The 24,777-nt window shown below is 61.3% G+C and carries 19 protein-coding genes; 8 read left to right on the top strand and 11 right to left on the bottom strand.

What is annotated here, in order from left to right:
- Nucleotides 1–111: 111 nt before the first annotated feature.
- Nucleotides 112–1,185 carry a methyltransferase domain-containing protein gene (locus VGI36_10285; GenBank protein ID HEY2485528.1) on the bottom strand — a complete coding sequence of 358 codons (1,074 nt, stop codon included), beginning with the start codon at nucleotides 1,183–1,185 and terminating at the stop codon, nucleotides 112–114.
- Nucleotides 1,186–1,540: 355 nt separating this feature from the next.
- Here VGI36_10285 and VGI36_10280 point away from each other — a divergent pair, with 355 nt between their 5' ends.
- On the top strand, nucleotides 1,541–2,158 hold the full coding sequence (locus VGI36_10280; protein HEY2485527.1) for a hypothetical protein: 618 nt from the start codon (nucleotides 1,541–1,543) through the stop codon (nucleotides 2,156–2,158).
- A gap of 140 nt (nucleotides 2,159–2,298) precedes the next feature.
- On the opposite strand, the gene VGI36_10275 is transcribed toward VGI36_10280, so the two are convergent.
- Together VGI36_10275 and VGI36_10270 are read right to left on the bottom strand one after the other, a co-directional pair.
- Nucleotides 2,299–4,602: a DNA polymerase domain-containing protein gene (locus VGI36_10275; protein HEY2485526.1), complete on the bottom strand. Its 2,304-nt coding sequence runs from the start codon at nucleotides 4,600–4,602 to the stop codon at nucleotides 2,299–2,301.
- An 82-nt stretch (nucleotides 4,603–4,684) separates the two neighbouring features.
- Nucleotides 4,685–5,449: a phytanoyl-CoA dioxygenase family protein gene (locus tag VGI36_10270; protein HEY2485525.1), complete on the bottom strand. Its 765-nt coding sequence runs from the start codon at nucleotides 5,447–5,449 to the stop codon at nucleotides 4,685–4,687.
- 58 nt (nucleotides 5,450–5,507) lie between these two features.
- Between VGI36_10270 and VGI36_10265 the strand changes: the two genes are divergently transcribed.
- Nucleotides 5,508–6,287 carry a phytanoyl-CoA dioxygenase family protein gene (locus VGI36_10265; protein HEY2485524.1) on the top strand — a complete coding sequence of 260 codons (780 nt, stop codon included), beginning with the start codon at nucleotides 5,508–5,510 and terminating at the stop codon, nucleotides 6,285–6,287.
- A 144-nt stretch (nucleotides 6,288–6,431) separates the two neighbouring features.
- On the opposite strand, the gene VGI36_10260 is transcribed toward VGI36_10265, so the two are convergent.
- The 3 genes from VGI36_10260 to VGI36_10250 all read right to left on the bottom strand — a co-directional run bounded on the left by VGI36_10260 (nucleotide 6,432) and on the right by VGI36_10250 (nucleotide 9,587).
- On the bottom strand, nucleotides 6,432–6,677 hold the full coding sequence (locus VGI36_10260; GenBank protein HEY2485523.1) for a hypothetical protein: 246 nt from the start codon (nucleotides 6,675–6,677) through the stop codon (nucleotides 6,432–6,434).
- A gap of 419 nt (nucleotides 6,678–7,096) precedes the next feature.
- Nucleotides 7,097–8,371 (bottom strand): LssY C-terminal domain-containing protein, encoded by a 1,275-nt coding sequence (locus tag VGI36_10255; GenBank protein ID HEY2485522.1) that lies wholly within the window; start codon nucleotides 8,369–8,371, stop codon nucleotides 7,097–7,099.
- 205 nt (nucleotides 8,372–8,576) lie between these two features.
- Nucleotides 8,577–9,587, bottom strand: coding sequence for a hypothetical protein (locus VGI36_10250; GenBank protein HEY2485521.1), 1,011 nt, complete (start codon nucleotides 9,585–9,587; stop codon nucleotides 8,577–8,579).
- Nucleotides 9,588–9,945: 358 nt separating this feature from the next.
- On the opposite strand from VGI36_10250, the gene rpoD reads away from it, so the two are divergent.
- Together rpoD and VGI36_10240 are read left to right on the top strand one after the other, a co-directional pair.
- A complete protein-coding gene (rpoD, locus tag VGI36_10245; protein ID HEY2485520.1) occupies nucleotides 9,946–11,718 on the top strand; it encodes an RNA polymerase sigma factor RpoD in 1,773 nt (590 codons plus the stop codon).
- Between the two features lie 114 nt (nucleotides 11,719–11,832).
- The gene (locus VGI36_10240) at nucleotides 11,833–12,657 is read left to right on the top strand and encodes an SRPBCC domain-containing protein (GenBank protein HEY2485519.1); all 825 of its coding nucleotides are present in this window, start codon (nucleotides 11,833–11,835) and stop codon (nucleotides 12,655–12,657) included.
- Between the two features lie 42 nt (nucleotides 12,658–12,699).
- Here VGI36_10240 and VGI36_10235 read toward each other — a convergent pair whose 3' ends face one another.
- Nucleotides 12,700–13,884 (bottom strand): CoA transferase, encoded by a 1,185-nt coding sequence (locus tag VGI36_10235; GenBank protein HEY2485518.1) that lies wholly within the window; start codon nucleotides 13,882–13,884, stop codon nucleotides 12,700–12,702.
- Between the two features lie 134 nt (nucleotides 13,885–14,018).
- Here VGI36_10235 and VGI36_10230 point away from each other — a divergent pair, with 134 nt between their 5' ends.
- Both VGI36_10230 and VGI36_10225 read left to right on the top strand, forming a co-directional pair.
- Nucleotides 14,019–15,227, top strand: a complete 1,209-nt coding sequence (locus tag VGI36_10230; GenBank protein ID HEY2485517.1) for an efflux RND transporter periplasmic adaptor subunit — start codon at nucleotides 14,019–14,021, stop codon at nucleotides 15,225–15,227.
- A gap of 16 nt (nucleotides 15,228–15,243) precedes the next feature.
- Complete coding sequence (locus VGI36_10225) at nucleotides 15,244–17,388, top strand: ABC transporter permease (GenBank protein ID HEY2485516.1); 2,145 nt, start codon at nucleotides 15,244–15,246, stop codon at nucleotides 17,386–17,388.
- A 45-nt stretch (nucleotides 17,389–17,433) separates the two neighbouring features.
- Here the strand turns inward: VGI36_10225 and VGI36_10220 are convergent, their stop codons facing one another.
- From VGI36_10220 to VGI36_10205, 4 genes are all read right to left on the bottom strand, one after another.
- A complete protein-coding gene (locus tag VGI36_10220) occupies nucleotides 17,434–17,721 on the bottom strand; it encodes an ACT domain-containing protein (protein HEY2485515.1) in 288 nt (95 codons plus the stop codon).
- 25 nt (nucleotides 17,722–17,746) lie between these two features.
- On the bottom strand, nucleotides 17,747–19,432 hold the full coding sequence (gene ilvB / locus VGI36_10215) for an acetolactate synthase large subunit (GenBank protein HEY2485514.1): 1,686 nt from the start codon (nucleotides 19,430–19,432) through the stop codon (nucleotides 17,747–17,749).
- Between the two features lie 460 nt (nucleotides 19,433–19,892).
- Nucleotides 19,893–21,725: a glutamine--fructose-6-phosphate transaminase (isomerizing) gene (gene glmS, locus VGI36_10210; protein ID HEY2485513.1), complete on the bottom strand. Its 1,833-nt coding sequence runs from the start codon at nucleotides 21,723–21,725 to the stop codon at nucleotides 19,893–19,895.
- Nucleotides 21,726–22,367: 642 nt separating this feature from the next.
- On the bottom strand, nucleotides 22,368–23,348 hold the full coding sequence (locus VGI36_10205) for an aldo/keto reductase (protein HEY2485512.1): 981 nt from the start codon (nucleotides 23,346–23,348) through the stop codon (nucleotides 22,368–22,370).
- 114 nt (nucleotides 23,349–23,462) lie between these two features.
- Between VGI36_10205 and VGI36_10200 the strand changes: the two genes are divergently transcribed.
- Both VGI36_10200 and VGI36_10195 read left to right on the top strand, forming a co-directional pair.
- Entirely contained in the window at nucleotides 23,463–23,942 is a 480-nt protein-coding gene (locus VGI36_10200; protein ID HEY2485511.1) for a nuclear transport factor 2 family protein, read from the top strand.
- Nucleotides 23,939–24,777: LLM class flavin-dependent oxidoreductase (locus VGI36_10195; GenBank protein HEY2485510.1), on the top strand; the 839-nt coding region annotated here is incomplete at its 3' end. The genes VGI36_10200 and VGI36_10195, both read left to right, overlap by 4 nt.

Here is a 24,777-nt window from a genome sequence, read left to right as displayed (position 1 = left end):
CTTGAACGACCCGGTGCCGGACCATGCAATGGCCGCCCGTCCTCGGTGGAGACCCGCTCGTCGCGCGCGCACCTCACAGACGCCGACCGAGCGCGCGATCTTCTGGGGCCGCTAGGGCTTCAGCTCATAGAGCACCGAAAACAAATCCTTCACCGGCAGGCGCTCGAAGCTGGAAAAGCCCGCAGCCTTGGCCAGCTCGCGCGCCTTTTCCTCCCCCATGCACGCGCCAATGCCCGCACCGCCACCGCCGAGCGACACGCTCATGCAGTACAGCGTGCTCATCGAATACATCATCCGGCCCATCGCGCTGATATTGTCCTCGAGCCGCGCTGACACGTTCACCTCGACCATCAGATAAGTGCCAACAGGGCGAAGTGCGGCGCGAATCGATCGCAGCAGCCCCACCGGGTCGATCGAGTCATGCACCACGTCAAAGGTCGAAATGAAATCGAATTTAGCCGCCGGCAACTGCGTGCAATCGACCACTTCAAAGGAAATGCGATCGCCGAGACCCGCCGCGCGCGCATTGTTGCGTGCCCGTTCCAGCGACCCTGGATGCGCGTCGTAGCCGAAAATCTCTGCCTTGGGAAACGTTTGCGCCAGCGCGATCGCGCATCGCCCGCTCCCACATCCGACATCGAGCGCGCTGCCGCCTTCCTCCAGGGTCTTGACCACGTGTGGCATCGCCGGCAGCCAATGCTTCACCAGCTGGTTGCGATACATGTTGGCGGTGGATCGTTCCATCGACTCGAAGGTCTCCGGCGGGTACTCGCTCTGGCGTACGCCCTTGCCGGTGCGGAAGGCTTCCAGCACCTTGGGGGTGACCGAAAGGTTCGGAATGATTCCCTGGATGAAGCCGCCCATGAAAAAGGGCGACTCCTCGCGCGCCAGGATCATCGCATTTTCAGGCGGCATCGAGTAGCGCTTCGAGGCGGGGTCGTAGTTCAGGTATTGGGCCGCGGTCATCGCGCCGAGCCACTCCCGCAAATAGCGTTCATCAAGCCCGGTCTTCTCGGCCAGCTCTACGGAGCTCAGGGGGACGCCGTCGGCGAGACTTTTGAAGATGCCGAGCCGGTCGCCGATATAACTCATGGCGCCGAGCATCGCCGCTCCGATATCGTTGGAGACCTGGGCGGAAAACTTCTTGACCTTGTCCCAATTCACTTCCGGTTTTGCGTCGGGCATACGCCGTCCCTCCTGTTTCTCAAGCAATATCGCGCACAATCGCCTCCAACCGCTAATGCACAATGAAGCAAGCCTGAGTCAATCCTGCCGACCAGTGGCAAAACCTGCCCAGACCGCCTAGCCTTGACGGTGTCGCGCTGCGCGCGGTGTTCGGAGGAAGCGCCCTACGTCGTCTGAAGACCAACGAGGATTACTGGTTCCGGTTGCCAATCCCGAAGGCGTAGCGCCGCTGCTCGCAATCGCGTTTGCGGCGAGCGATCCCGACGAACCTCCTCCGCGCGTACTGGCGCTGGTTCGCCGCGAGGGTGGCGTCGACCCCGATGCGGTCCCACCGACGGCAGCTCTGGGCGCCGCGGTGCAGTACGCGCAGGCGCACGGCATCACCATCGGCGCACAAGCTGCATGGACGGAACATCCTGCCGTCGACATCATCACCGCTGCGGAAGAGGCTCGAGTCGCGTGGATTCTGCTCGGCTATCATCGCAACGCCAAGGGTGGCAACACGATGGGCGGCGTCGTGCGCGATGTTTTTTCCAAGGCAAAGCCGCTGGCCATCAATGTCGGCGTTTTCATTCAGGGTACCGACCGGCCCATCGAGCGCGTTTTCGCCGCCATTGATACCGGCACTGACGGGCGCGCGGCATTGGCCCTCGCCATGCGCATCGCGCAGCGCAAACAGTGCAAACTGCGCGCGCTGCTGGTCTCGAAGCGAATGACGCCGCATCCCGATCCGGAGCTGGTCGCGATGGCCCGCCAGGCCCGCTCCGAGATGGGCTCGCCGTTGTTTCACAGCGACGTGCTTACCGAGCACAGTCTGCATCAGTTGTTCCGCCAGTCGCCGGGCCGCCTGCTCATCGTCGGTAGGCGATTTGCCGACGAAGTGGGATTGCCACTCGACGAGGTGCCGGGCGGCGATCGCTGCGTGATCGTGGTGCAGGGCGCGGAAATCCTGGAAGACCCCGAAGCGGCTTAGTCTGCTCTCCCAAGATTCCTGATTGTCGAGCGCTGCCGAAGGTCACGCATCCGGTCGGAGCGATTCATTCCACCTTCGTCCGCTACAAGGAGCGCCCTGCTCTTGCGGGGACCGACCTTTCTGACCGGCCTGTGGCACCCTCATTCGAGCAGCAACTGCTGCTGCTCGGGGGCCTCACCCTCTTCCGGTTCGGGCGCCGGGATAAACAATCCCGGACGTTCGGCGAAGATGCGAAACTTGTCGTACAGCTCGGCCAGTTTTGCCTGGTAATAGAGGACGTTTTCGTCCGGTCGCGCGGGGTCGTACTCGGATGCCAGGCGTGCCGCTTCCGCGACCCGGTTGCGGAGACCTCGGCCGGTCACGTAGTAGGAAATCTGGTCGCCGCTCTGGTAGCGCCGCTCCGATTTGAGCGCCAGTTCATACGCCGCGGATAGGTTGCGGCGCTTGCCCGAGATCTTGCTGCGATAGTTGTCCAGCGAGTCCTGCAGCGTCTCGGTCTTCATCAGCTCCGCGATTCCGATTTCGTGCCTTTCCAGACGCCCCCGGTAGTCATCGTGCAGCTTGCTGATTTCCGTGGGCCGGTCTTCCATCAGGAGCCGGAAGATTTCCTCCATGAAGCGGCGCTGGAAGCGCTCGAGTCCGCGTGATTTAAGCCCCGAGCCGCGAATCGTCATCTCGCCCGCCTCGTCGAGCAGCACGTAGTTCTTCATCTTGTAGCTGAACATCGCCGGATATCGCCCATCGATTTCGAGGCGGATTCCCTCTGGCAGTAGCACGGCGAGCTGGTCGATGAGCGCGTCCGCGCCGGCTTCATCGGTCACACCGACCGGCGGCACGAAGTAGATTCCATCGGTATCGACCTCGACGACCTGTGCGCCGAGCCTTTCCAGCTCCTCGACCGCCCCGCGGATCAGTTCGCGTCCGCGGCGCGTGACCTCGTTGGCCACCGCGAAGTCGTTGAAGTGCCCGAGTCCGAAGCCCAGGTAACCGTAAAACGAGTTGATGAGAATCTTGAAGGTCTGCTGCAGTGCCTCCAGGTTGCGCCGCTCCACGCCGTCCAGCTCGCGCGCGAGCGCCTTGGCCTGCACCCGAAAGCTGCGCAGGTCACCGAGCAGCTTGAGGAACACGCCCAGTCGGTCCGCCGAGGGCGCTTGATGGTATTGCAGCATCAGCGATGGGTACAACGAGGTCACGTCGCAATGCAGGACGCCGCGCGCTACCCCGCAGCGGCGCATCTCCGTGTAGCCGCCGGCAACCGGTGCGGGTGGCTGGGGCGCCGGAATCGAATGCCCGGCGGCCAGATACGCGCGCATCATGAGCGCATCGATGCGCGTGGCGTTACCGCGCAGGACCACGGTTTGGTACGAGTACGGAAAAATCTTCGCCTGCACGAAGTAGCTGGGCGAGAGAATCTCGGCCAACCCGCGCGTCTCGCGCGCATCGTCGAGTGCGTACTCGAAGAGGGTCTCCGGCTCGCGATCGAAATACTCGCTCACCCGCGACGCATCGATATACACCCGCGCTTCGCGCGCAATGCCAAAATGCTGCGCCAGCTGTTTGAGGCCAAACCCTTCCAGTTCGCGGCTCGAAATATCGTAGTGTTGGGCCAGAATCCAGGTGTCGATGATGTTGCGACCGTAGATGTCGTAACGGCGGTAGGCGATCGAACGCTCCGCGATTTGCAGGCGCGACGGTCGCGCACGCAGCTCGGATCCATCGCGCCCCAACGCGAGCTTAACCCGATGCCGGCGCGCGCGTGCCTCCAGGTATTCGAAATCGAAGCGAAACAGGTTGTGGCCTTCGATGACGTCGGGGTCGCGCTCCGCGATGATGCGGACCAGCTCCTCGAGCATGGTGCGCTCGTCGAGGTCCTTGCCACTGAGCAGCTGCTGGTAGCCGGTGGAGTCGGTGATCGAAATTGCGATGACCCGGTCGCCCTCGCGCGCCGGTGAGGGGAACTCGAAGCCGGGCGTGACGTAGGTTTCGATATCGAGTTGCACGCGCACCAGGTCGGAGAACTCCAGTCCGGTGAAGTAGGTCGTACCGGTGAGCATCAGGTGCTGCTCGATTGGATCCGCCAGCGCCAGGTACGCCGCATCCGGGGCGTTGGGGGCCTGGCCGGTGGTGTTACGCAGATGCCGCTTCAGCGCCTCAAGGGTATCGCCGGAGGCCAGCGTGATCAGGTGACGGAAGCGGAAGTCGCCATCGAGCGTGCGAACTTCAAGGGCGCCCTTGAAACCGCGCAGACGGGTTTGGTCGTCGAGCAGAACGAACAGGCAGATTGGACGCCGTTCGCGGGTGAGATTTCCAGCACGGCGCCGAAAAATCTCGACTTCGGTCGCCGAGGCTATTTCAACCGCGACTATCCCCCGCTCGTTCGGATCGCCAAACAGCTGCCGATTTTCGTAGAAACGCTGGGCGAGTTCCTGATAACTGCCGGCCACAATTCAGATTGTGCACCGGCGCTTTAGGTTTGAGTAGAGGAAGCAGAAGGCATTAACCACAAGCACGCCTCCCCCACTTCCCTCAACGCGACACAGGAAGGGTCCGCTCTCCCGTGATTTGGTTGACGTAGACCTTCCACGGGTAGTGATCGCCTTCGCCGCCGGTACCGATAATTCGCATATGGGTGGTCACCGCGCGGCGCCATCCGTCGCTGCGGTTGGCCGGCGTCATGTGAGGAGTCTTGCCGTGATGAAATGTCACGCATCCGGCGCGTATCGGGCATGGTACCGTCCGGGATTCGTCCGGTTCGCAGAAGAGAAGATCGCTCTGCACGTGCTTGGGCTGGCGATGAACCAGGACACCGTTGCGATGGCCGCGGTCGATAAAGTGCATGCATCCGTTACGCTCATCCACATCCTGAAGCGGCATCCAGCAGGTGATGCCGCGATCGAAAAGATTGCGTCCCCAGTAAGCCTCATCCTGGTGCCAATAGGTCGGGGCACCATCGCGTGGGGGCTTAGCGAGGAATTGGTCGTACCAGAATTCCACTTCGGAACCCATTAGCGCGGAGCCAAACGACCGCATCCACGCGCGAAACTCGGTCTTTGCGATGTCGGGCCAAACCCACGTCGGGCTGCCCTGCACGATCTTGAACGTGCGCTCTTCCTTGGCCTTCCCTTTTTCCCACGCCCAATCGAAAGCGAGCTTGTGCTTCTTTTGCAGTATCGGCTCGCAGCGCTCGCTAACTTCAACCAGCACCTCGGGTGGAATCGCATTCTCGACGACTAGCCACCCATGCTCGCGAAAAAATCCGATCTCAAAATCGCCCGGCTTTGGGTAGATCATTCGTTTTTGCGGATACTAGCCACTATAATCGCGGACACTGGCTGCACAAGGTGCTTCGATGAGCGAATCGCTGCGACTGGACGCGCGTGAGAAAGCCGAGCTGGCTGAGCGCGGGTTCGTGCTGCGCAGCGGGGTCTTCGCTACCGCAGAGCTGCGCGCCATGGGCGACGCCTGTGAGGCGCTGGTGGAGCGGCTGCTCATGGAGAAGCGCCGTAGCAAACACGCCCTCGGCAGCTACATGTTTGAGCTTCAGCGCCAACTCCAAACCATCGTCAAGTGGGAGCCGAGCGATCCCGACCTGGTGCAGGGGCTCGAGCTGTTCGCGCATCTGAGCGATAGCCTGCAGCGGTGGGCCCTTGACCGACGGTTTATGGAGCCCTGCAAGGATCTGATTGGGGAAGAGGACGTCAGGCTTTTCACCGAAAAGCTCAACCTGAAGCGCGCTCATAAAGGCGGATCGATCATTCTGCATCAGGATTTTCCGTATTGGACGGGCGTTACCAAGGCCGCCGCGCGCGTCGCTACTGCGATGCTCTTTCTCGATGACGCGACCGTGGAAAACGGATGCCTGGAAGTCGCGCCCGGGAGCCATCGGGAAGGACTTCCCAGCCGCCGCGCGCTGGAAGGCCTGGGAGGCATGGAAATAGATCCCACGAAATACGACCACGCGCGGCTGTTGCCGGTGCCGGTCGAAGCGGGCACGGTGATTTTCTTCGGCCCCTTCCTGGTGCACCGCTCGCTGCCCAACCGGACGGGCGCCGATCGTCGGGCGCTGCTATTCAGCTATCAACCGCCCGGACTCCCCCATCTTCGAGACCTGCTTATGAATCCCCAATAAATTATGCGCACTTGTTGAAGGCGCGTGCCGGGGGTTCCGCAAGTTGGGAGAGCCAATCAATTTACAGCGAGTGAGCAGCTACTTGAACTGCGGGCATCGCTGACGGCGCAGCTCGCAAGGGAGGGTGCGGGAGGTCTGAGATGGCTACTTGCTATTGGTCGATCGGGCCCTTCGCTGAGCCCTGGCCGCCGCGCGAATGCAGCGGTGAACGCTTCTTTGATGGATGTTCAGGTCGGATGCTATCTGATTGGGTTCCTTCCGCTGACGAAACTCATTCATGACCGCATCGCAATCGACCTTGTATTTGGCATAGGCCGGCTCACCTGTCACTGAGAGCAGCAGTGTGACCGCGAAGGCTGCGGAAGCCATCCATCGTTCGATCCGTTTCATCGTCGCGCTTCCGCTACTTGGCCATGCGCGGATCATCGGTCGCGATGCAGGTCGCGTTCTGGATCCGTGCCAGTGCGAGCTGAGGGTCAGCCGGTTGCCGCCTCTGAAAGCGCCGGAGTTCCCCGGTCGGGTCAAGTGGCACCGGGATATCTGAATTCCTTTTCCTAAGGGCCGCGAGCGATCTTTCGCAGTCAGGGGCGTTGTCAAATTTAGCAATATGGCTCCAACGGGACAGTGGGGCTTCCGAATCCACCGAATGAGGAATCGTGGAATCGGGCGGCACCACCAGGATCCAGCCCATGAGCAAGAGCGGGGCTGCGTGGCCGATTTTCATGCTTGGCCTCCTGTAACACAATGCCCGACTGCGGACCTTCAACCGCCGTCGTCATCGATTGACGGTCAAATCCAAGTAGTCTGGCTCAGTCTTGCGGAAGCGGCTCTCCCCACTCGATCAGAGTGATTTTGTCGATCGGGACCGGCCGATTCGCAATAAACATGACCGCACGAAGACCATCGGTAAAGTATGGGTCTCCGGTGAGGTTCTCGCGCGGCGTCTCGCGCGCCGCGGCCCCCACCCCCCGCACGTAGGCGAGTGATTGAAGATATCCGGATGCGAACATGTCTTGCACCAGGTACTCGCGCGCGTCATCCACGTCGGGGTCGATCTTATGAGTGGTCAGAGTCGGGGTGGCCCAGGTGAAACGCACTCCAATGTCGCGGCTGATTTGCCCGACCCATAGGTCCTTGCCTTGAAAGCTGAGGGGCGCTCGCCAGAGGCGCAGATGGTTGCGCTGATGGATCGTGCCGCGAATTTTCTGCAGCGCAAGGTCCTGGCCACGGCTGAAGTAGTAGAGGCGGCTCACCGGCGAATATCGATACTCGCTTCCGAACAGAAAGGATTTGACCGTGAGTCCCACCGAGTGCCCAGCGATAACGTGGGTGGGATCCCAACCCTGTCCGGCTAGCGCACCCATTACCGCGTCTTCGTCTCCGATCATTACAAAGTTGACCGGATCACCGTTTTTTCCACCGGAACTGTCGGAGGTGCAGCAGGGTAATTCCTCGAGCTGCTGGTGAAGTTGTGCGAGGTCGAGTGCTTTGACCTCGCCGGGGGCGTAGGTGTTGGCGAAGTCCGCTTCTTCGAAGTCAAATTTGCCGCTGGGCAACTTCATGTAAAACCCGTCGCGGGTCAGGCCCAGGTCGTGCCAGAACTCCACGTTGACGAATTTCGCACCCTCCGTCCGGCTGGTGAAGACGAAACCGGTGGCGGTATCGCCAGGCGCGACAAAAGCCGGAAAGCGCGATCGATCAAACAACTCATCAAGGTTCCTGTTCCGCTCGCTCTGGAGGGGGCGATGATTGAGGTATGCAACTTCGTATGGCGGGAAGTACTCGGGATCCATGTTGCGGTAGAGCAGGCCGATTTGGTGGTCGGTCTGATTGTGTACCTTCAGCCACACCGCCTGGACGTCGTGTTTCCCGAGTGGGACACCGAAATATTGCTCCGCTTCGGCATCGGTCAACACTGCGACCGAGACGGTCAGGTTGTCGTTCTGCTTGGTGACGAGATGCTGCTCGAACGGCGCGGTGGTTGGAGAACTCGGCACCGTGGCGCATCCGCTCCCGAACAGCGTTGCCAGCGTCGCCGCCAGAGCGGACATTCGAGCGAGCGCATTCTGGCTATGAGAGCTCATATGGGCAGCATTTACTCCGCGAGGTCGTTTGGCTCCATTGGGCAGACAAAACAATCAGGCGCCACGGAGGTGGGCCAACCGTGACGCCCGAGCCTGGGACAAATCGGGATCTCCCGCCCGCTGCTCTCCATACTCGTTTGGCGCCTAAATGCGACGCTGATCAAAGAAGCGCTTGCGGCTGCGCACCGCAAGACCCAGACCCAGATCAAAAGATTCCCAGGTAAACCAAGCCGCCCAGAAAGATCGCATATTCGATCCCGCCAAACATCAGGGTCGGCGTGCCGAGTTCGGAATCGCGCAGATTGATGAACAGAATCAGCGCGGATGCGAGGGCGATTACGCTGGCAAGAATCTCCGGGGCGCTCAGCACCCAGGGTGAAAATGCCAGCCCCAGCGCGACCGGTATACAGGACTGAAAGACCATCGCGCCGGTGATGTTGGCCAACGCAAGATGGTCCTTGCTCTGCCGAATCCAAACCACCGAGTTGTACTTCTCTGGCAACTCGGTCGCGAGCGGGCTCAGGACGAGCGACAGCACGCCGGGATTAACCCCGGCATGCGCCGAAAACAAAACTATCTGGTCAACGAACTCCCTGGCGCCGATCAGGATTGCCAGGACTCCCGCCGCCACTTGCACGCCGATCGTCCAGGCGTGGGGTCGCTTCGAATTTCCGCGCAAGAGCGCTTCGAAGTACAAACCGTGGTCCATCTCCGCGCCAGCCGCCCGACTCAGCCGCAGCATCATGATCGCGTACCCTGCGTAGACCAGTAGCGCGACTACCACCAGTGCATGACGGACGAGCGAATTCAGGTGCAGGAGGCCACAGCCCGCGAAAACCATGAAGATGAAAAAAAAGAAGGTGAGGTCGCGGCGGGCATCTTTGCGCACCACCCGCAGCGCAATTCGGCCGCGGCGCCGGCGATATGCGATGGCGCCGATGCCCATCACGAACAACGCGACCGTCGACAGCATCAAGGGTGCGCCGATGATCGCGCCGACCCCTACCGCATGATGACCGGAGGATCCGCTCAGCAACGCAACTGCCGGAATGAAGGTCTCCGGCAGGGCCGTTCCCACGGCTGCCAGCAGACTCCCGACCGCGGCCTCCGCGATCGATAGCCGTTCGCCGGCCCATTCCACCCCGTTGGTAAAGAGCTCGGAGCCGACCAGGATTATGCCGAAGCTGAGGGTCAGGATTATCGCGTGAAGAGGCAAGGGTTGACACCCGGCGCCAAAAAATAAGCGGGGAACGCGAAGCATTTCCAGTGATGGCGGTGTTTTTCTACCATTCTTGGATGCGGCAAAGCCGTTACACGATGATTATAATGTTAAGGTAACAGGACCGCGGGCGCGGCGAATCCCTGGTGGTAACCATTGGGACCGCCAGCGCGTCTGCCATTTGACTCGAAGTTCCGTGCAGCGTAGCTTTGAAATTTCGACGCGTCTAGCTTGCCTTTTCGAGATCGTCTGTATTAATGAGGCAGTTCCATCCGCGGCCACGGTGGCCTATCGGCCCGATTGAAGCCGTGAGCCCGGCTCCCGCAGCCGGCGCGGCTCGGTACGTGAAGAAAGCATGAAACAGAAGTACGAAGGTAAAGATCTGCAGGGACTAGTAGATTTGGGGCGTGAGCAGGGCTACCTGACGTTCGAGCAGGTCAACGACTTTCTGCCCCAGGACGTCTCAACCCCAACCGATCTGCGCGCAGCACTCGACAGCTTCGAGGACCTCGACATCAAGGTGCTCGAGGAAGTCCCGGCCGAGGGTGCGGATACCGATACCGAGGCGGAGACGAAAGAAGAGCCCGAGGAGCAGGCCGAACCAGCGGACAACCTGGGAGAATCGTCCGACCCCGTTCGCTTGTACCTCAAGGAGATGGGCAATTTCCAACTGCTCTCGCGTGAGCAGGAAGTGGAAATCGCCAAGCGCATCGAGGCGGGCGAGAACGAGGTCGAAGAGGAAGTTCTCAGCTCTCCGGTCATGCTCGAGTATGTGATCAAACTCGGCGACGCCATCGAGGCCGGCGACGCTGACATCCGCGACATCTTTGAAGACACCGAAGATGCCAACGCCGACCCGGACGAGGAACGCGGGCCCGAGGCCGATGAGCGCCAGCTCAAACGGCTCCATCTGCACCTGAAAAAGCTCAAGGACGTTCACGGCAAGCTCGAGAAGCTCGAAGCGCGCCTCGGTAACCTCAAACCGGCCCGCAAGAAAGGCGCGCCGCACAAGCTGACCAAGACCGAGAAGGTCTACCTGCGTCTCAAGGAGCGGGTAAAAAAAGAGCTGCGCGCAATGACGCTTTCGCGCCGGCTGATCGAAGCGATCATCGATCGGATGCGCAGTCTGCTGGCCGAATATCGCGAAGGGCAACGAACCATCCAACGCTACGAGGACGCGACCGGGCGTTCGCGGACGCATCTCCTCAAGGAGGCGGCCGAAGCCGAAGACCGCCGCCACGTGCTCAAGATCAACGCGAACCGCGAAAACCTGCTCGACATCGCGACGCGCATCCGCGCCTCGCAGCGCAGGATGAAGGACGTCGAGCTGCACGTGAAGGCGTCGGGCGAGGACTTTGCCCATTCGCTGGAGCTGCTCGCTGCCGGACAGGACAAGAGCCGCCGCGCAAAGAAAGAACTTACCGAAGCCAACCTGCGCCTGGTCGTGAGCCTGGCGAAGCGCTACACCAACCGCGGGCTCGGATTCCTTGACCTGATTCAGGAAGGGAATATCGGCCTGATGCGCGCGGTCGACAAGTTCGAATATCAGCGCGGATACAAATTCTCGACCTACGCGACCTGGTGGATTCGGCAATCGATGTCGCGTGCGATCGCAGACCAGGGCCGCACGATCCGTATTCCGGTTCACATGGTCGAAACCATCAACAAGCTGCTGCGCGTGACTCGCCTGCTGGTGCAGCGGCTGGGTCGCGAGCCGGGACCCGAGGAGATCGCCGAGCAGATGGAAATGCCGCTCGACAAGGTCCAGAAGGTCCTCAAGATCGTCAAGGAACCGATCTCGCTGGAGACCCCGATAGGCGACGAGGAAGAAAGTTCGCTGGGCGATTTTGTCGAGGATGAACTCGCGCCTTCTCCGGTCGAAGCCGCCATCCAGGGTAACCTCGGCGAGCAAACACGCAAGGTACTCGCGACCCTCACCCCCCGCGAAGAGCAGATCCTCCGGATGCGCTTCGGAATCGGGCAGAAGACCGACTACACGCTCGAAGAAGTGGGCAAACAGTTCGCAGTCACCCGCGAGCGCATTCGCCAGATCGAGGCCAAGGCGCTACGCAAGCTCCGGCAGACCGGTCGCTCCCGCAACCTCGAAGGCTTCCAGGAGCGCGAGTAGCTTTCCCAAATCCCCGCATTGAACGGCGTGGAGTCTCACCTCCACGCCGTTTTTATTGGTTCCAACCGCTCGACCCACTTGCCATCGGATTCTCGCCCTTCAGCGTTCGCCGAGTTGACAGGTGACCAAATAGTCACCTATTGTCACCTCGTGGAAGCGGTCTTCAAGGCTCTCAGCGATGCGCATCGGCGGCGGCTTCTCGACCGACTCTTCCAGCGCGATGGCCAGACGCTCCTGGAGCTCGAATCTCAGCTGCCGCAAATGACCCGGTTCGGCGTGATGAAACATCTGCGGGTGCTCGAAGACGCGGGGCTGGTCACCACCCGCCGCTCCGGTCGCGAGAAATTTCATTATCTCAACCCGGTCCCGATTCGCCTGATCCTCGACCGCTGGATCAGCAAATTCGCCGCGCCGTGGGTCGAAGCGATGACGGGACTAAAAAAGGAAATGGAGGCAAGCGAAATGGCACCCAGGCACGTTTACGAACTTTACATTCGTACCAGCCCCGAGAAGCTCTGGCAGGCGATCGTCAGCACGGAATTCACCAAAAAATATTTCGGGCTGAACGTCGACTCCGACTGGAAGGCTGGTTCGCGCTACCGTTACACCTTCGACGACGGAAGCCTTGCCCATTTCGGCACACTGCTCGAGGTTCAACCCCCACGCCGGCTGGTGCAGACCTTCGAGCACGAATACTCGGAGCGCCACGGCGGTGGTCCCGGCGATCGTTCACGCGTCACCTGGGAGATCGAGCCCCGGGGCAACGCCTGCAAACTCACCGTGACGCACGATGAATGGAAGGCTGAATCGAAGTCGTTCCAGTCCGCGGGCGAGGGATGGCCGATGATCCTGAGCGGCTTAAAAACCCTGCTTGAGACCGGCGAAGCGCTAGCGCTGGAATTTGACGCCGACGCGTCAGCGAAGGTCGCCGCGCGGTAGCTCTACGGTCCTGTCCGCGTCGTCTTGGGTGGCGCCGGGGCCCTACGCTATTGCGCCCTCGCCGCGCAGCCGCGCGAGGTCATCAGCCGAATAGCCATGTGCGAGCAGTACTTCATCGGTGTGCTCGCCCGGTAGCGGCGGTCGCGTGACCCTCCCGGGCGTATCTGCGAGCTTGACCGCCAGTCCGGTGGTCAGAAACTCACCGATCACCGGATGCGGCATCTTAAGCAGCATCTCGCGCGCTGCGGACTGGGGATGCTTGAACATTTCCTCGACCGTGAGGATCGCGCCTGACGGGATCCCCTCGCGATTGAACAGGTCGATCCAGTACACCGCGGTATTCGACTTAAGCGCACGATCGATCTCGGCGGTAAGGGCCCCGCGATTCTTCAGGCGCGCGCCCGCGCTGCGGAAGCGATCGTCATCGGCAAGCTCGGGGCGCGCGATAATTTTTACGAACTTGCGCCACATCGCTTCGTTACCAACCGCGATGTTGAAGGGACGATCACTGGCGTGGAAGACACCGTGCGGGGAGGACAGCGGATGATGGTTACCCGCCGGACCGGGCGTGTGGCCGGTGTCAAAGTAGATTCCCGCCGACCAGCTGAGAATGCTGACGATCGATTCCAGCAGCGAGGTTTCCACGCGCTGTCCGCGGCCGCTGCGATGGCGTGCCTCGAGGGCCAAGAGAATTCCCTGCGCCGAAAAGATCCCGCCCAACAGATCGCAGATCGCGATTCCCACCCGGGTCGGGCCACTCTCCGCGGTGCCGGTCACGCTCATCAGTCCGGACATGCCCTGGGCGATCTGATCGAATCCGGGAAAGTCGCGCAGCGGCCCGCTCGAGCCGAACCCGGAGATGCTGCAGGTGATGATCCGCGAGTTGCGCGCTGCCACGCGGTCGTAATCGAGGCCAAGCGCCGTCATCACACCCGGACGGAAATTGTCCACCAACACGTCCGCCTGATCGATCAGTTTCAACAGGACTTCCTGTCCACTAGGTTTTTTGGTAGCGATGCGCACGCTTTTTTTTGAACGGTTGCAGGAAAGAAAGAAGTAGCTGTCGCGGGCCGAACCTCCGCCCAGTTCCGAGCGGGGGTTTTCCACCGGCTCGACCTTGATTATTTCGGCGCCATAGTCGCCCAGAATCTGAGTGCAAAACGGTCCCGCGAGGTATCGGGTCAGGTCGACGACCTTCATTCCGGAAAGCGGTGGGGGCTCTGGCATCCCTTCGATCCTCCTCGGGAAATTCTCAAGCAGATCAAGGCGTTCATGAAACCCATGGCGCCCTGGAGCGTCTTATACTACAAAAGCTCCGTGGCGATTCTTTGCTCGCTGAAAGTCCCGTTCGACTCCTGCACATGACGATCTTTTCATCAAAATGGGTCCGGGCCGCCATCGCGGTGGCCGTGGTTCTTGTTGCCGCAGGATATTATCTTCGCCACGGCGCCAAATATGCGAAATACGTGACCGCGCAGGTCACCCGCGGCAACATCGTGCGATCGGTCACAGCGACCGGCACCGTTAACCCGGTCGTCACAGTTCAGGTCGGCAGCTACGTCTCAGGTACAATCATTCAGCTGTACGTGGACTTCAATTCGCCGGTCAAGGCCGGCCAGTTGATGGCAAAGATCGATCCGCGGCCGTTCGCGGCCCAGGTTGCACTCACGACCGCCGAGCTTGCCAATGCCCAGGCGCAACTCAATAAGGATCGGGCAAACCTCGCGTATCAGAAGCTCACCTACGAACGTGATGGCGAACTCTTAAAGGAGAAGGCTGTGTCCCAAGACCAGCTGGACAGCCAGCTGAGCCTCTTCCACCAGGCCGAGGCGCAGGTTGCGCTCGATGAGGCCGCGGTCCAGCAGCAGCAGGCCAGCCTTCAAGCCGCGCGCCTGAATCTGAACTACACCAATATCGTTTCGCCTGTCGATGGCACGGTGGTCTCGCGCAACGTGGACCAGGGGCAGACCGTGGCGGCGAGTTATCAGACGCCGACTTTGTTCCTGGTTGCGAAGGATCTGACCAAGATGCAGGTCGACTCCAACGTGAGCGAGTCGGATATTGGCTATGTTCAGCAAGGGCAGCGGGCAACCTTCAAGGTGGATGCGTTTCCGGACCGTGATTTCGAGGGAACCATCGGTCAGGTGCGTCAGGCGCCGATAACCGTCCAAAACGTGGTCACCTACGACGTGGTGGTCAATGTCGCCAATCCCGAACAACTGCTAAAGCCCGGCATGACCGCGAACGTGACGCTCGTCACCGCCCGCCGCGAGAACGTGATAAGAATTCCGATCGACGCGATTCGTTTCAGTCCGAAAAAAACCGAGGCCGCAACCGTCGAGTCCGCCGGTCCTCTCCTGCCAAGCCGCAGCGCACGGGTCTGGATCCAAGGCGGCCGCCGCGGTATCAAGCCGGTCCCCGTTACCATCGGACTCGACGACGGGACCTTCGTGGAAATGATCAAGGGGCCCTTGCACGTTGGAGACCTCGTGATCACCGACGAGATTCGTCCGATCGAGCCAAAGCCCACTGCCGCCGGAATGGGCGGCATCCCCCGTGGCTTCCGCTAGTCCGGCTCCCCGGTCGATGACGCGACCGGCAGTCATCGAAATACGCGAGCTTTGGAAGACCTATCAGCTGGGCGAAGTGGAGGTTCACGCGCTGCGCGGTGTGAGCCTGCGCGTGGAAAGTGGTGAATTTGTTGCCGTCATGGGTGCATCGGGGTCCGGCAAGTCGACCCTGATGAATATTGTCGGCTGTCTCGATCGCCCGACCCAGGGCAGCTACCTGCTGGAGGGTGAAGACGTCGCCGAGCTACCCGAAGAAACGCTCGCCACGATTCGCGGCCGCAAAATAGGATTCGTATTTCAGAATTTCAATCTGCTGGCGCGCACCAGCGCGCTGGAAAATGTCGAGCTGCCACTGTTTTACTCCGCGTGGAGCGGGGCGGGCGAGCGGCGCGCCGAGGACCTGATGAAGATGCTCGGCCTCGACGGCCGCGAGGCAAACCATCCCAACCAGCTTTCCGGCGGACAGCAGCAGCGCGTGGCGATCGCGCGCGCCTTGATAAATCGACCGGCGATTCTGCTCGCCGACGAGCCGACTGGAAACCTGGACTCGACCAACTCGGCCGAGATCATGGATATCATCACCCGCCTTAACCGTGATCAGGGTATTACCATCATCCTGGTGACCCACGACGCGGAAATCGCGAAATACGCCGATCGGATCGTGACGTTTCGCGACGGACAAATCGTATCCGACACCCGCAAGGCGCATTCTTCCCAGAGCGTGGCCGAATCTCGTCTGGCGTCCCCGCCGGCGCCGCCCACGCCCCCCGACCGCGATGCGGCTGGGGAGGCCTGGGTATTCGGATCGATGGCGCTCAGCGCGGCCGCGCGTGCCCTCAAGCGCAATAAATTGCGCGCGCTGCTCACGATGCTGGGTATCTTCATCGGGGTTGCAGCGGTTATCGCGATGGTTGCGGTGGGTGACGGTGCGCGCGAGTCGGTCCGGGCGCAGATCGAGAGCCTCGGCACCAACCTCCTCATCGTCCTGCCGGGTGCGACCACCTCCAACGGGGTGCGCGCCGGCTCGGGCAGCAATTCTACGCTCACGGTCGCCGATGCCGCGGCGATCAAGAAGCAGGCGCGGGGGGTCGCGCTGGTCAGCTACATGGATCGGCAGGTCTCGCAGATAGTGAGCGGCAATCACAACTGGAGCACCGGCATCTCCGGAACGACGCCTGACTATTTGAAAATTCGCGACTGGCCGGTGGAGCGGGGCCGCGAATTCACCGACGATGATGTGCGAAGCGCCGCTCCGGTCTGCCTGTTGGGGCAGACGGTGGTCGACAATCTGTTCGGCCAGGACCAGAACCCGGTGGGCGCGGAAATCCGGGTGAAAAATTTCCCGCTCCGTGTGATCGGCGTGCTCGCGGTGAAGGGACAGTCCAGCTACGGACAAGATCAGGATGACGTGGTGCTGATCCCGTTCGGAACCGCCGAGCGAAAGGTGCTCGGCGTGTCGGCTCCCTCGATCCTGATGAGCTCCATCGTCGCGCCGACCCCCAGCCCGAGCAACCCGCTGGCGGGAGTGCCCACCACCAATTCGGTCTACAGTCAAACCAGCACCGTTACCAGCCCGTTCGGCAGCCCCCCCAAGATCATCGGCGTGGTCAACGTGATTTATGTTCAGGCGAGGAGCGCGCAGGAAGTGAACACGGTGATGGCCGAGGTTCAACAGATCCTCCACGAGCGCCATCGCGTCCAGCCCGGGCAGGATGACGACTTCACGATCCGCTCGCTTAACGAAGTTGCCAAGGCTTCCGAATCGGCCAGCCGGGTGATGGCGTTGCTGTTGGCCGCCGTCGCATCGATCTCCCTGCTGGTGGGTGGCATCGGGATCATGAACATCATGCTGGTCTCGGTGACCGAGCGGACTCGCGAAATTGGAATCCGCATGGCGATTGGTGCGCGCCGCATTCACATCTTGCTCCAGTTCCTGGTGGAAGCGGTGCTGCTCAGCATACTGGGAGGACTTGCGGGCGCGGCACTCGGAATTGTCGCAAGTAAAGTGATCTCCGCCGTCGCGGGATGGCCCACGCTGGTCTCGCCAGTGGCGATAGTGGGCGGTTTTCTTTTCTCAGCCGCGGTCGGTGTCTTTTTCGGCTACTATCCGGCCCGCAAAGCCTCCCTCCTGCACCCTATCGACGCCCTGCGCTATGAGTAACGTGACCGACGATGCGAAGAGCTCTGGACATGTCTGCGCCGGCGCTTACGATTGCGCAAAGCACTCCGCCACGCTCTCAAAAGTCGACCGAAACTCCGGCGCTCGATCAACCTGGAGCACGTCCTCGAGCTTCGCGAGCTGTCGGATAAGCTGATCCAAGCGCTGGTTCTCATTGACCATGAGCAGCACGGTGCTCTCCGCGCCGTCTCCCATCGGCAGGCAGATGATGGCATCGAGATTGAACGCGCGTCGCGAAAACAAACTGCACACGTGCGTCATCACGCCGAAGTGATTTCTAACCCGAAGCCGCAGGATTGCGCCCCGTGCGGGCACCCGGAGGCAACTTTTATTGGGTGTTTCAGGCCGGTTTGGCATCATCGAACTCGCCTCCGATCATGTCGCGATTGGCGCCGCCGGGCGGCACCATCGGGTATACATTCTCCTCGGGCGCGATCGGCACGTTTACCAGGCACGGACCCGGCCGGTTGATCGCGTGTTCAAGCGCCGCGACCGGATCGCGTGCTTCGCAGAGATCGACGGCCGGGACGCCAAAACCACGCGCGATCGCCACGAAATCCGTCTGCGCCACGAATCGCGAAGCGCAGTAGCGCTTGCCATAGAACAGATGCTGCTGCTGGCGGACCAGCCCGAGGTGTGAATTGTTGAGCAGGATGATCTTGACGGTCACCTGCTGCTCGGCCGCAGTCGCCAGTTCCTGCAGATTCATCAGCAGGCTGCCGTCGCCGCTAAAGCACGCCACCGTGCGATCGGGGGCGGCCAACGCGGCCCCGATAGCGGCCGGCATCCCAAACCCCATCGTTCCCAGACCTCCCGAGGTGAGCCATTGTCGCGGTCGCGTGAAGGGATACGCCTGAGCCACCCACATCTGATGCTGCCCGACGTCGCTGGTGACGATCGCGTCTTCCGGCAGCAGCGCGGCCGCGTGGCGAATGATCCCGTAGGGGCGCAGCGGATCGTCGGCGCCTGGAACCATGAGCGGATAACGCTCGCGCAGAGCGCGCATGTGCCGAATCCATTCGGTGCGCGGGTTCATCTCAATCAGGAGCTCGAGCGCGCTCAGCGCTTCACCGACGTCGGCGGTGAGACCGACGGCGGGCTCTTTGATTTTTCCAAGCTCGCTTGGATCGATGTCGATATGGAGGATTTTCGCGCGCGGGCAGAACTCCGCGGCTTTGCCCGTGGCGCGATCGTCGAAACGTACGCCAAGGCCGATCAGCAGGTCGCATTCGTCCAGCAGCAGGTTCGTGAAACGAGCGGCATGCATCCCGACCATACCGAGGAACAAGGGATGGTCGTGCGGCAGCACGCCTAGCGCGAGCAACGTTGCCGCGGTGGGAATCGAAGCTCGCTCGATGAGGCGACGCAACTTGGGCGATGCTTCGGCCGCGATTACGCCGGCACCGGCCAGCAGAAGCGGCCGCTTCGATTCAGTTATCAGCTCCGCAGCGCGGCCGATTTCACTTGCGCCGAAGCGTGGCGGGGGATTGGGTCGAACCGGGGCCGGCAGGTGGTCGATTTCGACCGCTTCCGTCTGCACGTCCTTGGGCACATCCACCACCACCGGACCGGGTCGGCCCGAGCTCGCGATGCGCAACGCGTCGGGAATCACCTCGAGCAGGTCGTCTGCGGAGCGCACCAGGAAGTTGTGCTTGGTGATCGGAACCGTCAGCCCATAGGTATCGATTTCCTGGAACGCATCGGTGCCGATCATTGCGCGCGGCACCTGTCCGGTTATCGCGACGATCGGAATGGAGTCGAGCTTGGCATCGGCGATCGCGGTGAGCAGGTTGGTGGCGCCCGGTCCCGAAGTACCCAGGCATACGGCGGGCCGCCCGCTTGCCCGCGCCATACCCTGCGCGACGAATCCGGCGCCCTGCTCGTGGCGCGTGAGTATGTGCCGGATCGAACTGGCACCAAGTGCATCGTAAAGGGGCAGGTTCGCACCGCCAGGGATTCCGGCCACGGTGGTTATCCGGTTAAGTTCGAGCAGACGGACGATCAGTTCGGCGCCGGTCAGTTTCACGAGAGTCTCTCCTTTTCGGATCGGCTCCCCTGCTCGGCTGGTGATGGGACGTGGGAAAAGAAAAACCCCCGCCGGCCATCACGCCAGCAGGGGTTCCAATCACGATTTGCTCGTCCCCGCTAGGGCGCGATGGCCTCCGTAAGTCCTACTACGACGATGAGGATGAGCCCCAGCAACTGGGTGCCACGCAAACTTCTGTCGTAGGCGGGAATCATTAGGCGCTCAGACTAGCGTCCCCCGGCAATTCTCGCAACCCAAGCGAAATTGCTTCCTGGTACCAGCGCCTCCAGCAGAATTGTGGTGCCGTCGGGCGACGACTTTTTCCAATGCATTTCGCGGATTTTTCGGGCTCCCGAGCCGTGAGCCCGAGGCGTTAGTAGCCGCGAGCTTGTTGGGCGTGGACTTTCAGTGCGGGGTAAATCCGTTGAAAGAATCCTCTGCCCGAACGCTTGTTGTCCCACTACTCAACCGTGACTGACTTGGCCAGGTTGCGCGGCTGATCCACATCGGTGCCGCGCGCCACGGCAATGTGGTAGGCCAGCAGCTGCAGCGGAATCGTCATCAGCACCGGTGTAAGCATCCGATTTGTTGCCGGAATTTCCAGGACGTCCTGGGCCACGGTGCGCAGTTCGTCAGTGGCGCGGTCGGTCACGGCGATGATCTTGCCGTTGCGTGATTCCACTTCGCGCAGGTTCGACAGCGACTTCTCGAATAGATCGTCGTTGGGAATTATCACCACCACCGGCATATGTTCATCGATCAGGGCGATCGGTCCGTGCTTCATCTCGCCCGCGGAATAACCTTCGGCGTGGATATAGGAAATCTCCTTGAGCTTGAGTGCGCCTTCCAGTGCAACCGGATAGTTGATGCCTCGCCCGAGGTACAGAAAATCACTCGCCCCGGCGTACTCTCGCGCGATTCGCTCGATCTGCGGCTCAAGTTTGAAGATTTCTTCGATCTTTCCCGGTATCGAGAACGCGGGTGCGAGCAGCTCTTCGGCCTGCATCGCGCTTACCCGTTTGAGCCGCGATGCCAGATGAATCGCGAACAGGTAGTAGGACTCCAGTTGCGTAGTGAAACACTTGGTGGTCGTCACGCTTATCTCGGGACCGCAGCGCGTGTAAATCTGCGCGTCAGCCTTGCGCGCGATCGAGGAATCCACGGTGTTGGTCAGGGCAATAAGGTGTGATCCCGTGCGCCGCCCTTCCTCCATCGCTGCCAGCGTGTCCGCGGTCTCGCCGGACTGCGACACGGCGATAATCACCGTGTGTTGGTCGATGGGCGGCCGCCGATAGCGAAACTCCGACGAGTAGTCGACTTCGACCGGAATGCCGGTCAGATCCTCGATGATGAATTTTCCGATCTGCGCCGTGATCCACGAGGCTCCGGCTCCCAGCATCACGATGCGGCTGATAGCCTCCGGTCCGGTTGCCGGCAGCAATTCACCCTCGAATCTCACCTCCGAGAGGCCTGCGGTGGCCCGTCCCGACATCGTATCGATCCAGGACTGCGGCTGCTCGGCGATTTCCTTGCGCAGATAGTGCGGGAAGCCGCCCTTGGTTGCGGCGACGCTGTCCCACTCGATTCTCCGCGCGGCGCGCTCGACCGGGGTACCGTCGAACTTCATCACTTTGGCGCCGGCTGAAGTAACCTCTGCCAATTCGCCATCATCGAGCACCATGGTCATGCGCGTGTGTTCGAGGATTGCGGGAATATCCGAGGCGACGAAATTTTCGCCATCGCCGAGTCCGATAACCAAGGGAGTGGCGGTCTTGGCCGCGACCAGTTTGTCGGGATCGGTTTCGGAGAGCGCCACGATGGAAAACGAGCCGCGCAGGTCGCCTACCGCACGGCGCACCGCCTCGGTGAGTCCTACTCCCTCCTTGAGGCGCTCCTCGACCAGGTGCGAAATCAGCTCGGTATCGGTTTCCGACTTGAGGGTGTGACCGCGCGCAAGGAGTTGGGCGCGCAAGTCGAGGTAGTTCTCCACGATGCCATTGTGGATCACCGCGACGGGACCGGCCTTGTGCGGATGCGCGTTTTCGTCAGAGGGCCGGCCATGGGTCGCCCACCGCGTATGCCCGATGCCGATCCGCCCGCCAAGCGGCGCGCTGGCCAGCATCTCACATAGGTTGTCGAGCTTGCCCTTGGCCCGCCGAATCTCGAGTCTGCCGTTCTGATAAAGGGTTGCGACACCGGCAGAATCGTAGCCGCGATATTCCAGCCGCCGGAGACCACCGATCAGAATCGGGCAGGCCTCGCCTGCTCCAACATAGCCCATTATTCCACACATGATTTTCTATCTCCCTGACGTCCCGGGCCGCTGGCGAGTTCGGCTTTTGTACTCTCGGTACAGACCGCCGTCTTGCCTTTGGCAACGAGCTGTTGTCGGCCGCGCGCCCATCGCGCGGTCGCTGGACCGGCCCCTTGGATGAGTCAAACCACCGGGTTCGACCCGCGGGAGATGAATGAACAAAGTAGAGAGAGTTTGAAAGAAGATCGGAACTCTCGTTCCGCCACTCGAAGCGATTTTTGTCGCGCGGTCGCCCGCTCGGTTTGTTCGCCTCTAACGATCGTGGAACCGGGAAGCCATCCGCCGAATGTCTCGATTAGCTTCCACCTCGTCAACTCACCAAGGTGAGTCCTGGCGCTACTCTCTAACTGCCGTGTGTCTTTCGCTCCCTACCTCCAGACCCTGGGCGCCACGGTCCAGGTTGCTGAACAAATTATGAGGGCAGCGCCAATCCGGTTCAAGTCAAAAATAGCGAATTAGGACTGCGCTATTTCGAAAATGACGCGCCTTTGGGATATGAGAAGGTACTTTAATCAATTCGATCCATCTACCCGCCCGAGGCAGGCGCTACCAGGTGCGCTCCCCCCGGTTGAGGGCGGTCTTACGGGTCTGGGGTGAAGCCCGCAAACCTGGTCGGACCTCTCAGATGTTCACCGGTCGCATGTCGTAATAGCGTGCACCCGCCGCGAAACCCTTTGGTGCGACTTCCTCGATTCGCGCGAGATCGCTCGTAGTAAGCTGAACACTGGCCGCGGCCGCATTCTCTTCCAGATACTTGCGCCGTTTGGTTCCCGGAATCGGTGCCATATCGGGGCCTTGCGCAAGCACCCACGCGAGCGCCAGTTGGCTCGGCGTGATCTTTTTCTCGTCGGCGATTTGCTTGAGCCGATCGACTACCCGCAGGTTGCGCTCGAAGTTCTCGCGCTCGAACCGCGGCGATATTCGCGCGCGCATGTCGCCCTCACCGAATTCGTCAGTCGAGCGAATCTTTGCGCTGAGCATTCCTCGTCCCAGCGGACTAAAAGGGACAAACCCGATTCCCAATTCGCGCAGGGTGGGAATGACGTCGTCCTCGTAGTCGCGAGTCCATAACGAATACTCCGACTGCAACGCGGTGATGGGATGGACTTTGTGCGCGCGGCGGATCGTTGCCGCGGATGCTTCCGACATTCCCAGGTAGCGCACCTTGCCCTGCCGAACCAGGTCGGCCATAGCACCCACCGTCTCCTCGATTGGCACCTTGGGATCTACGCGATGCTGGTAATAGAGATCGATATGATCGACCCCGAGTCGCTGCAGTGACCCGTCGCACGCCGAATGCACGTACTCGGGGCGCCCGTTGACGCTGCGCTGGCCTCCCGGCCCGAAGACATTGCCGAACTTGGTCGCGATTATGATTCGATCCCGATACGGCTTTAGTACTCTGCCGACCAGCTCTTCATTGCGGTGGTTCCCGTACACGTCCGCGGTATCGAAGAAGTCGATGCCAAGTTCGATTGCCCGATTGAGGGTCGCGACCGATTCGGCTTCATCGGGAACTCCATACGCCTGCGACATACCCATGCATCCGAGTCCCATGGCCGATACGAGCAGCCCCTGACTTCCGAGTTTGCGTTTTTCCATGATGGTTAACCTACCGCCACCCCAGCGAAGTGGAAACCCTGGGGCGAGCGGCGATCATGGACGTCGCGTCGAAAAAGGTGGTAGGGCTCGGACCATCCGTCGCTGAGGTGCGTCATGTCGCTCGAAGCCGATCGCGAGGAGATTCTGCGGCTCCACCGCTGGTGGTGGGAGTCGAACTTTACGTTCGACATTCCGAAGATGCGCTCGGTATTCGCCGGTGAGCGCTATCTCCAGTACAACCTGAACGGGCACCCGTACTACGGCCTGGAGGAAAAAACCAGGCTCTGGGAAGCGCTGAAGGGTAACGTCGCAATTCCCGAGATCTCCGAGCCAATTCGCCTGCGCCTGGAGATTGGCAGCGACATGGCATGGCTGGCCTGTGAGAATATCGTGCGCATCGAAGCGAAAGGCGGACAGGCAGTCCCGGGGGTTCCGGCCACGCCCTTTCGCATTCGTTCCACCGAGATCTATCAACGCGACGACGGTGTCGGGAATCGGGCCTGGAGGATGTGGCACTTCCATTGTTCCCCGACCGCGGCGGAAAACGAGCCGCGCGTTCCGTTCGGCGACACTTTCGCGACACGCGGCAAATGAGCGGCGCCCTGCAATTCGGCATCGGCTTTGAAAATGCGGATGCGCGTAGGCAAATCGAGTACGCGCGTCTGGCCGAGGAATTGGGCTTTGCCGCGTGTTGGGTGCCCGAGGACTACTTTTTTCGCGGCGCTTTTACCATCGCCTCGGCGCTCGCGTGTTCGACCAGCCGCATTCGGATTGGGCTTGGTGTGGTGAATCCTTTCACCCGCCATCCGGCGCTGATCGGGATGGAATTTGCGGCGCTTACCGAACTTGCGCCGGCGCGGGCTATTCTCGGAATCGGCGCTGGCGTGAAGGCCTGGATCGATCAGATGGGACTTGGCTCTCCGACGCCAGGGGCCGCGATCGAGGAAGCCGTCGAGGTAATCCGGCGCCTGCTACGCGGCGAGAAGGTCACCTTTGCCGGCAAGGTCTTTCGTACCGACCGGATCGGACTGTCGTTTAAATCGTCGCAAGCCGAGATTCCGATTTATCTTGGCGTGCTGGGCGCCCGAAATCTGGCAATGGCGGGGCGAATCGCGGACGGAGTGATGCTCTCCGCCCTGACCAGTCCTGCCTACGCACGGTTTGCGGCCGAGAAAATCCACGCGGCCGCGCAGACCGCGGGCCGTGGCGGGAAACTTGAGTTGGGCGCCTTCCTGCTCACCTCGATTTCGGAAGACGAACGCGCAGCGCGCGAGGCCATAAAGCCGCTGCTCGCGGCGATGATTTCGCTGATGGCAGCGCAGCCCCCGACGCCGCTGTTTACCGCGGCCGGGATGGATCCGGAGGAGCTTCGTCGCTTTGCCGAGACCTACGCGCGCGGGGAACTGCCGGTGCGGCTAGTCACCGATTC

Source organism: Candidatus Binataceae bacterium (assembly GCA_036495685.1).
Lineage (GTDB): Bacteria > Desulfobacterota > Binatia > Binatales > Binataceae > JAFAHS01.
The sequence above is the reverse complement of the archived record's forward strand: the minus strand, read 5'-3'. Positions and strand labels throughout refer to the sequence as shown.

Excerpts from the sequence above, each read along its gene's own strand:
- VGI36_10285 (HEY2485528.1), bottom strand. The coding sequence starts at position 1,185 with ATGCCCGACGCAAAACCGGAAGTGAATTGGGACAAGGTCAAGAAGTTT.
- VGI36_10270 (HEY2485525.1), bottom strand. The coding sequence starts at position 5,449 with ATGATCTACCCAAAGCCGGGCGATTTTGAGATCGGATTTTTTCGCGAG.
- VGI36_10265 (HEY2485524.1), top strand. The coding sequence starts at position 5,508 with ATGAGCGAATCGCTGCGACTGGACGCGCGTGAGAAAGCCGAGCTGGCT.
- VGI36_10260 (HEY2485523.1), bottom strand. The coding sequence starts at position 6,677 with ATGAAACGGATCGAACGATGGATGGCTTCCGCAGCCTTCGCGGTCACA.
- VGI36_10255 (HEY2485522.1), bottom strand. The coding sequence starts at position 8,371 with ATGAGCTCTCATAGCCAGAATGCGCTCGCTCGAATGTCCGCTCTGGCG.
- rpoD (HEY2485520.1), top strand. The coding sequence starts at position 9,946 with ATGAAACAGAAGTACGAAGGTAAAGATCTGCAGGGACTAGTAGATTTG.
- VGI36_10235 (HEY2485518.1), bottom strand. The coding sequence starts at position 13,884 with ATGCCAGAGCCCCCACCGCTTTCCGGAATGAAGGTCGTCGACCTGACC.
- VGI36_10230 (HEY2485517.1), top strand. The coding sequence starts at position 14,019 with ATGACGATCTTTTCATCAAAATGGGTCCGGGCCGCCATCGCGGTGGCC.
- VGI36_10225 (HEY2485516.1), top strand. The coding sequence starts at position 15,244 with ATGACGCGACCGGCAGTCATCGAAATACGCGAGCTTTGGAAGACCTAT.
- glmS (HEY2485513.1), bottom strand. The coding sequence starts at position 21,725 with ATGTGTGGAATAATGGGCTATGTTGGAGCAGGCGAGGCCTGCCCGATT.
- VGI36_10205 (HEY2485512.1), bottom strand. The coding sequence starts at position 23,348 with ATGGAAAAACGCAAACTCGGAAGTCAGGGGCTGCTCGTATCGGCCATG.
- VGI36_10200 (HEY2485511.1), top strand. The coding sequence starts at position 23,463 with ATGTCGCTCGAAGCCGATCGCGAGGAGATTCTGCGGCTCCACCGCTGG.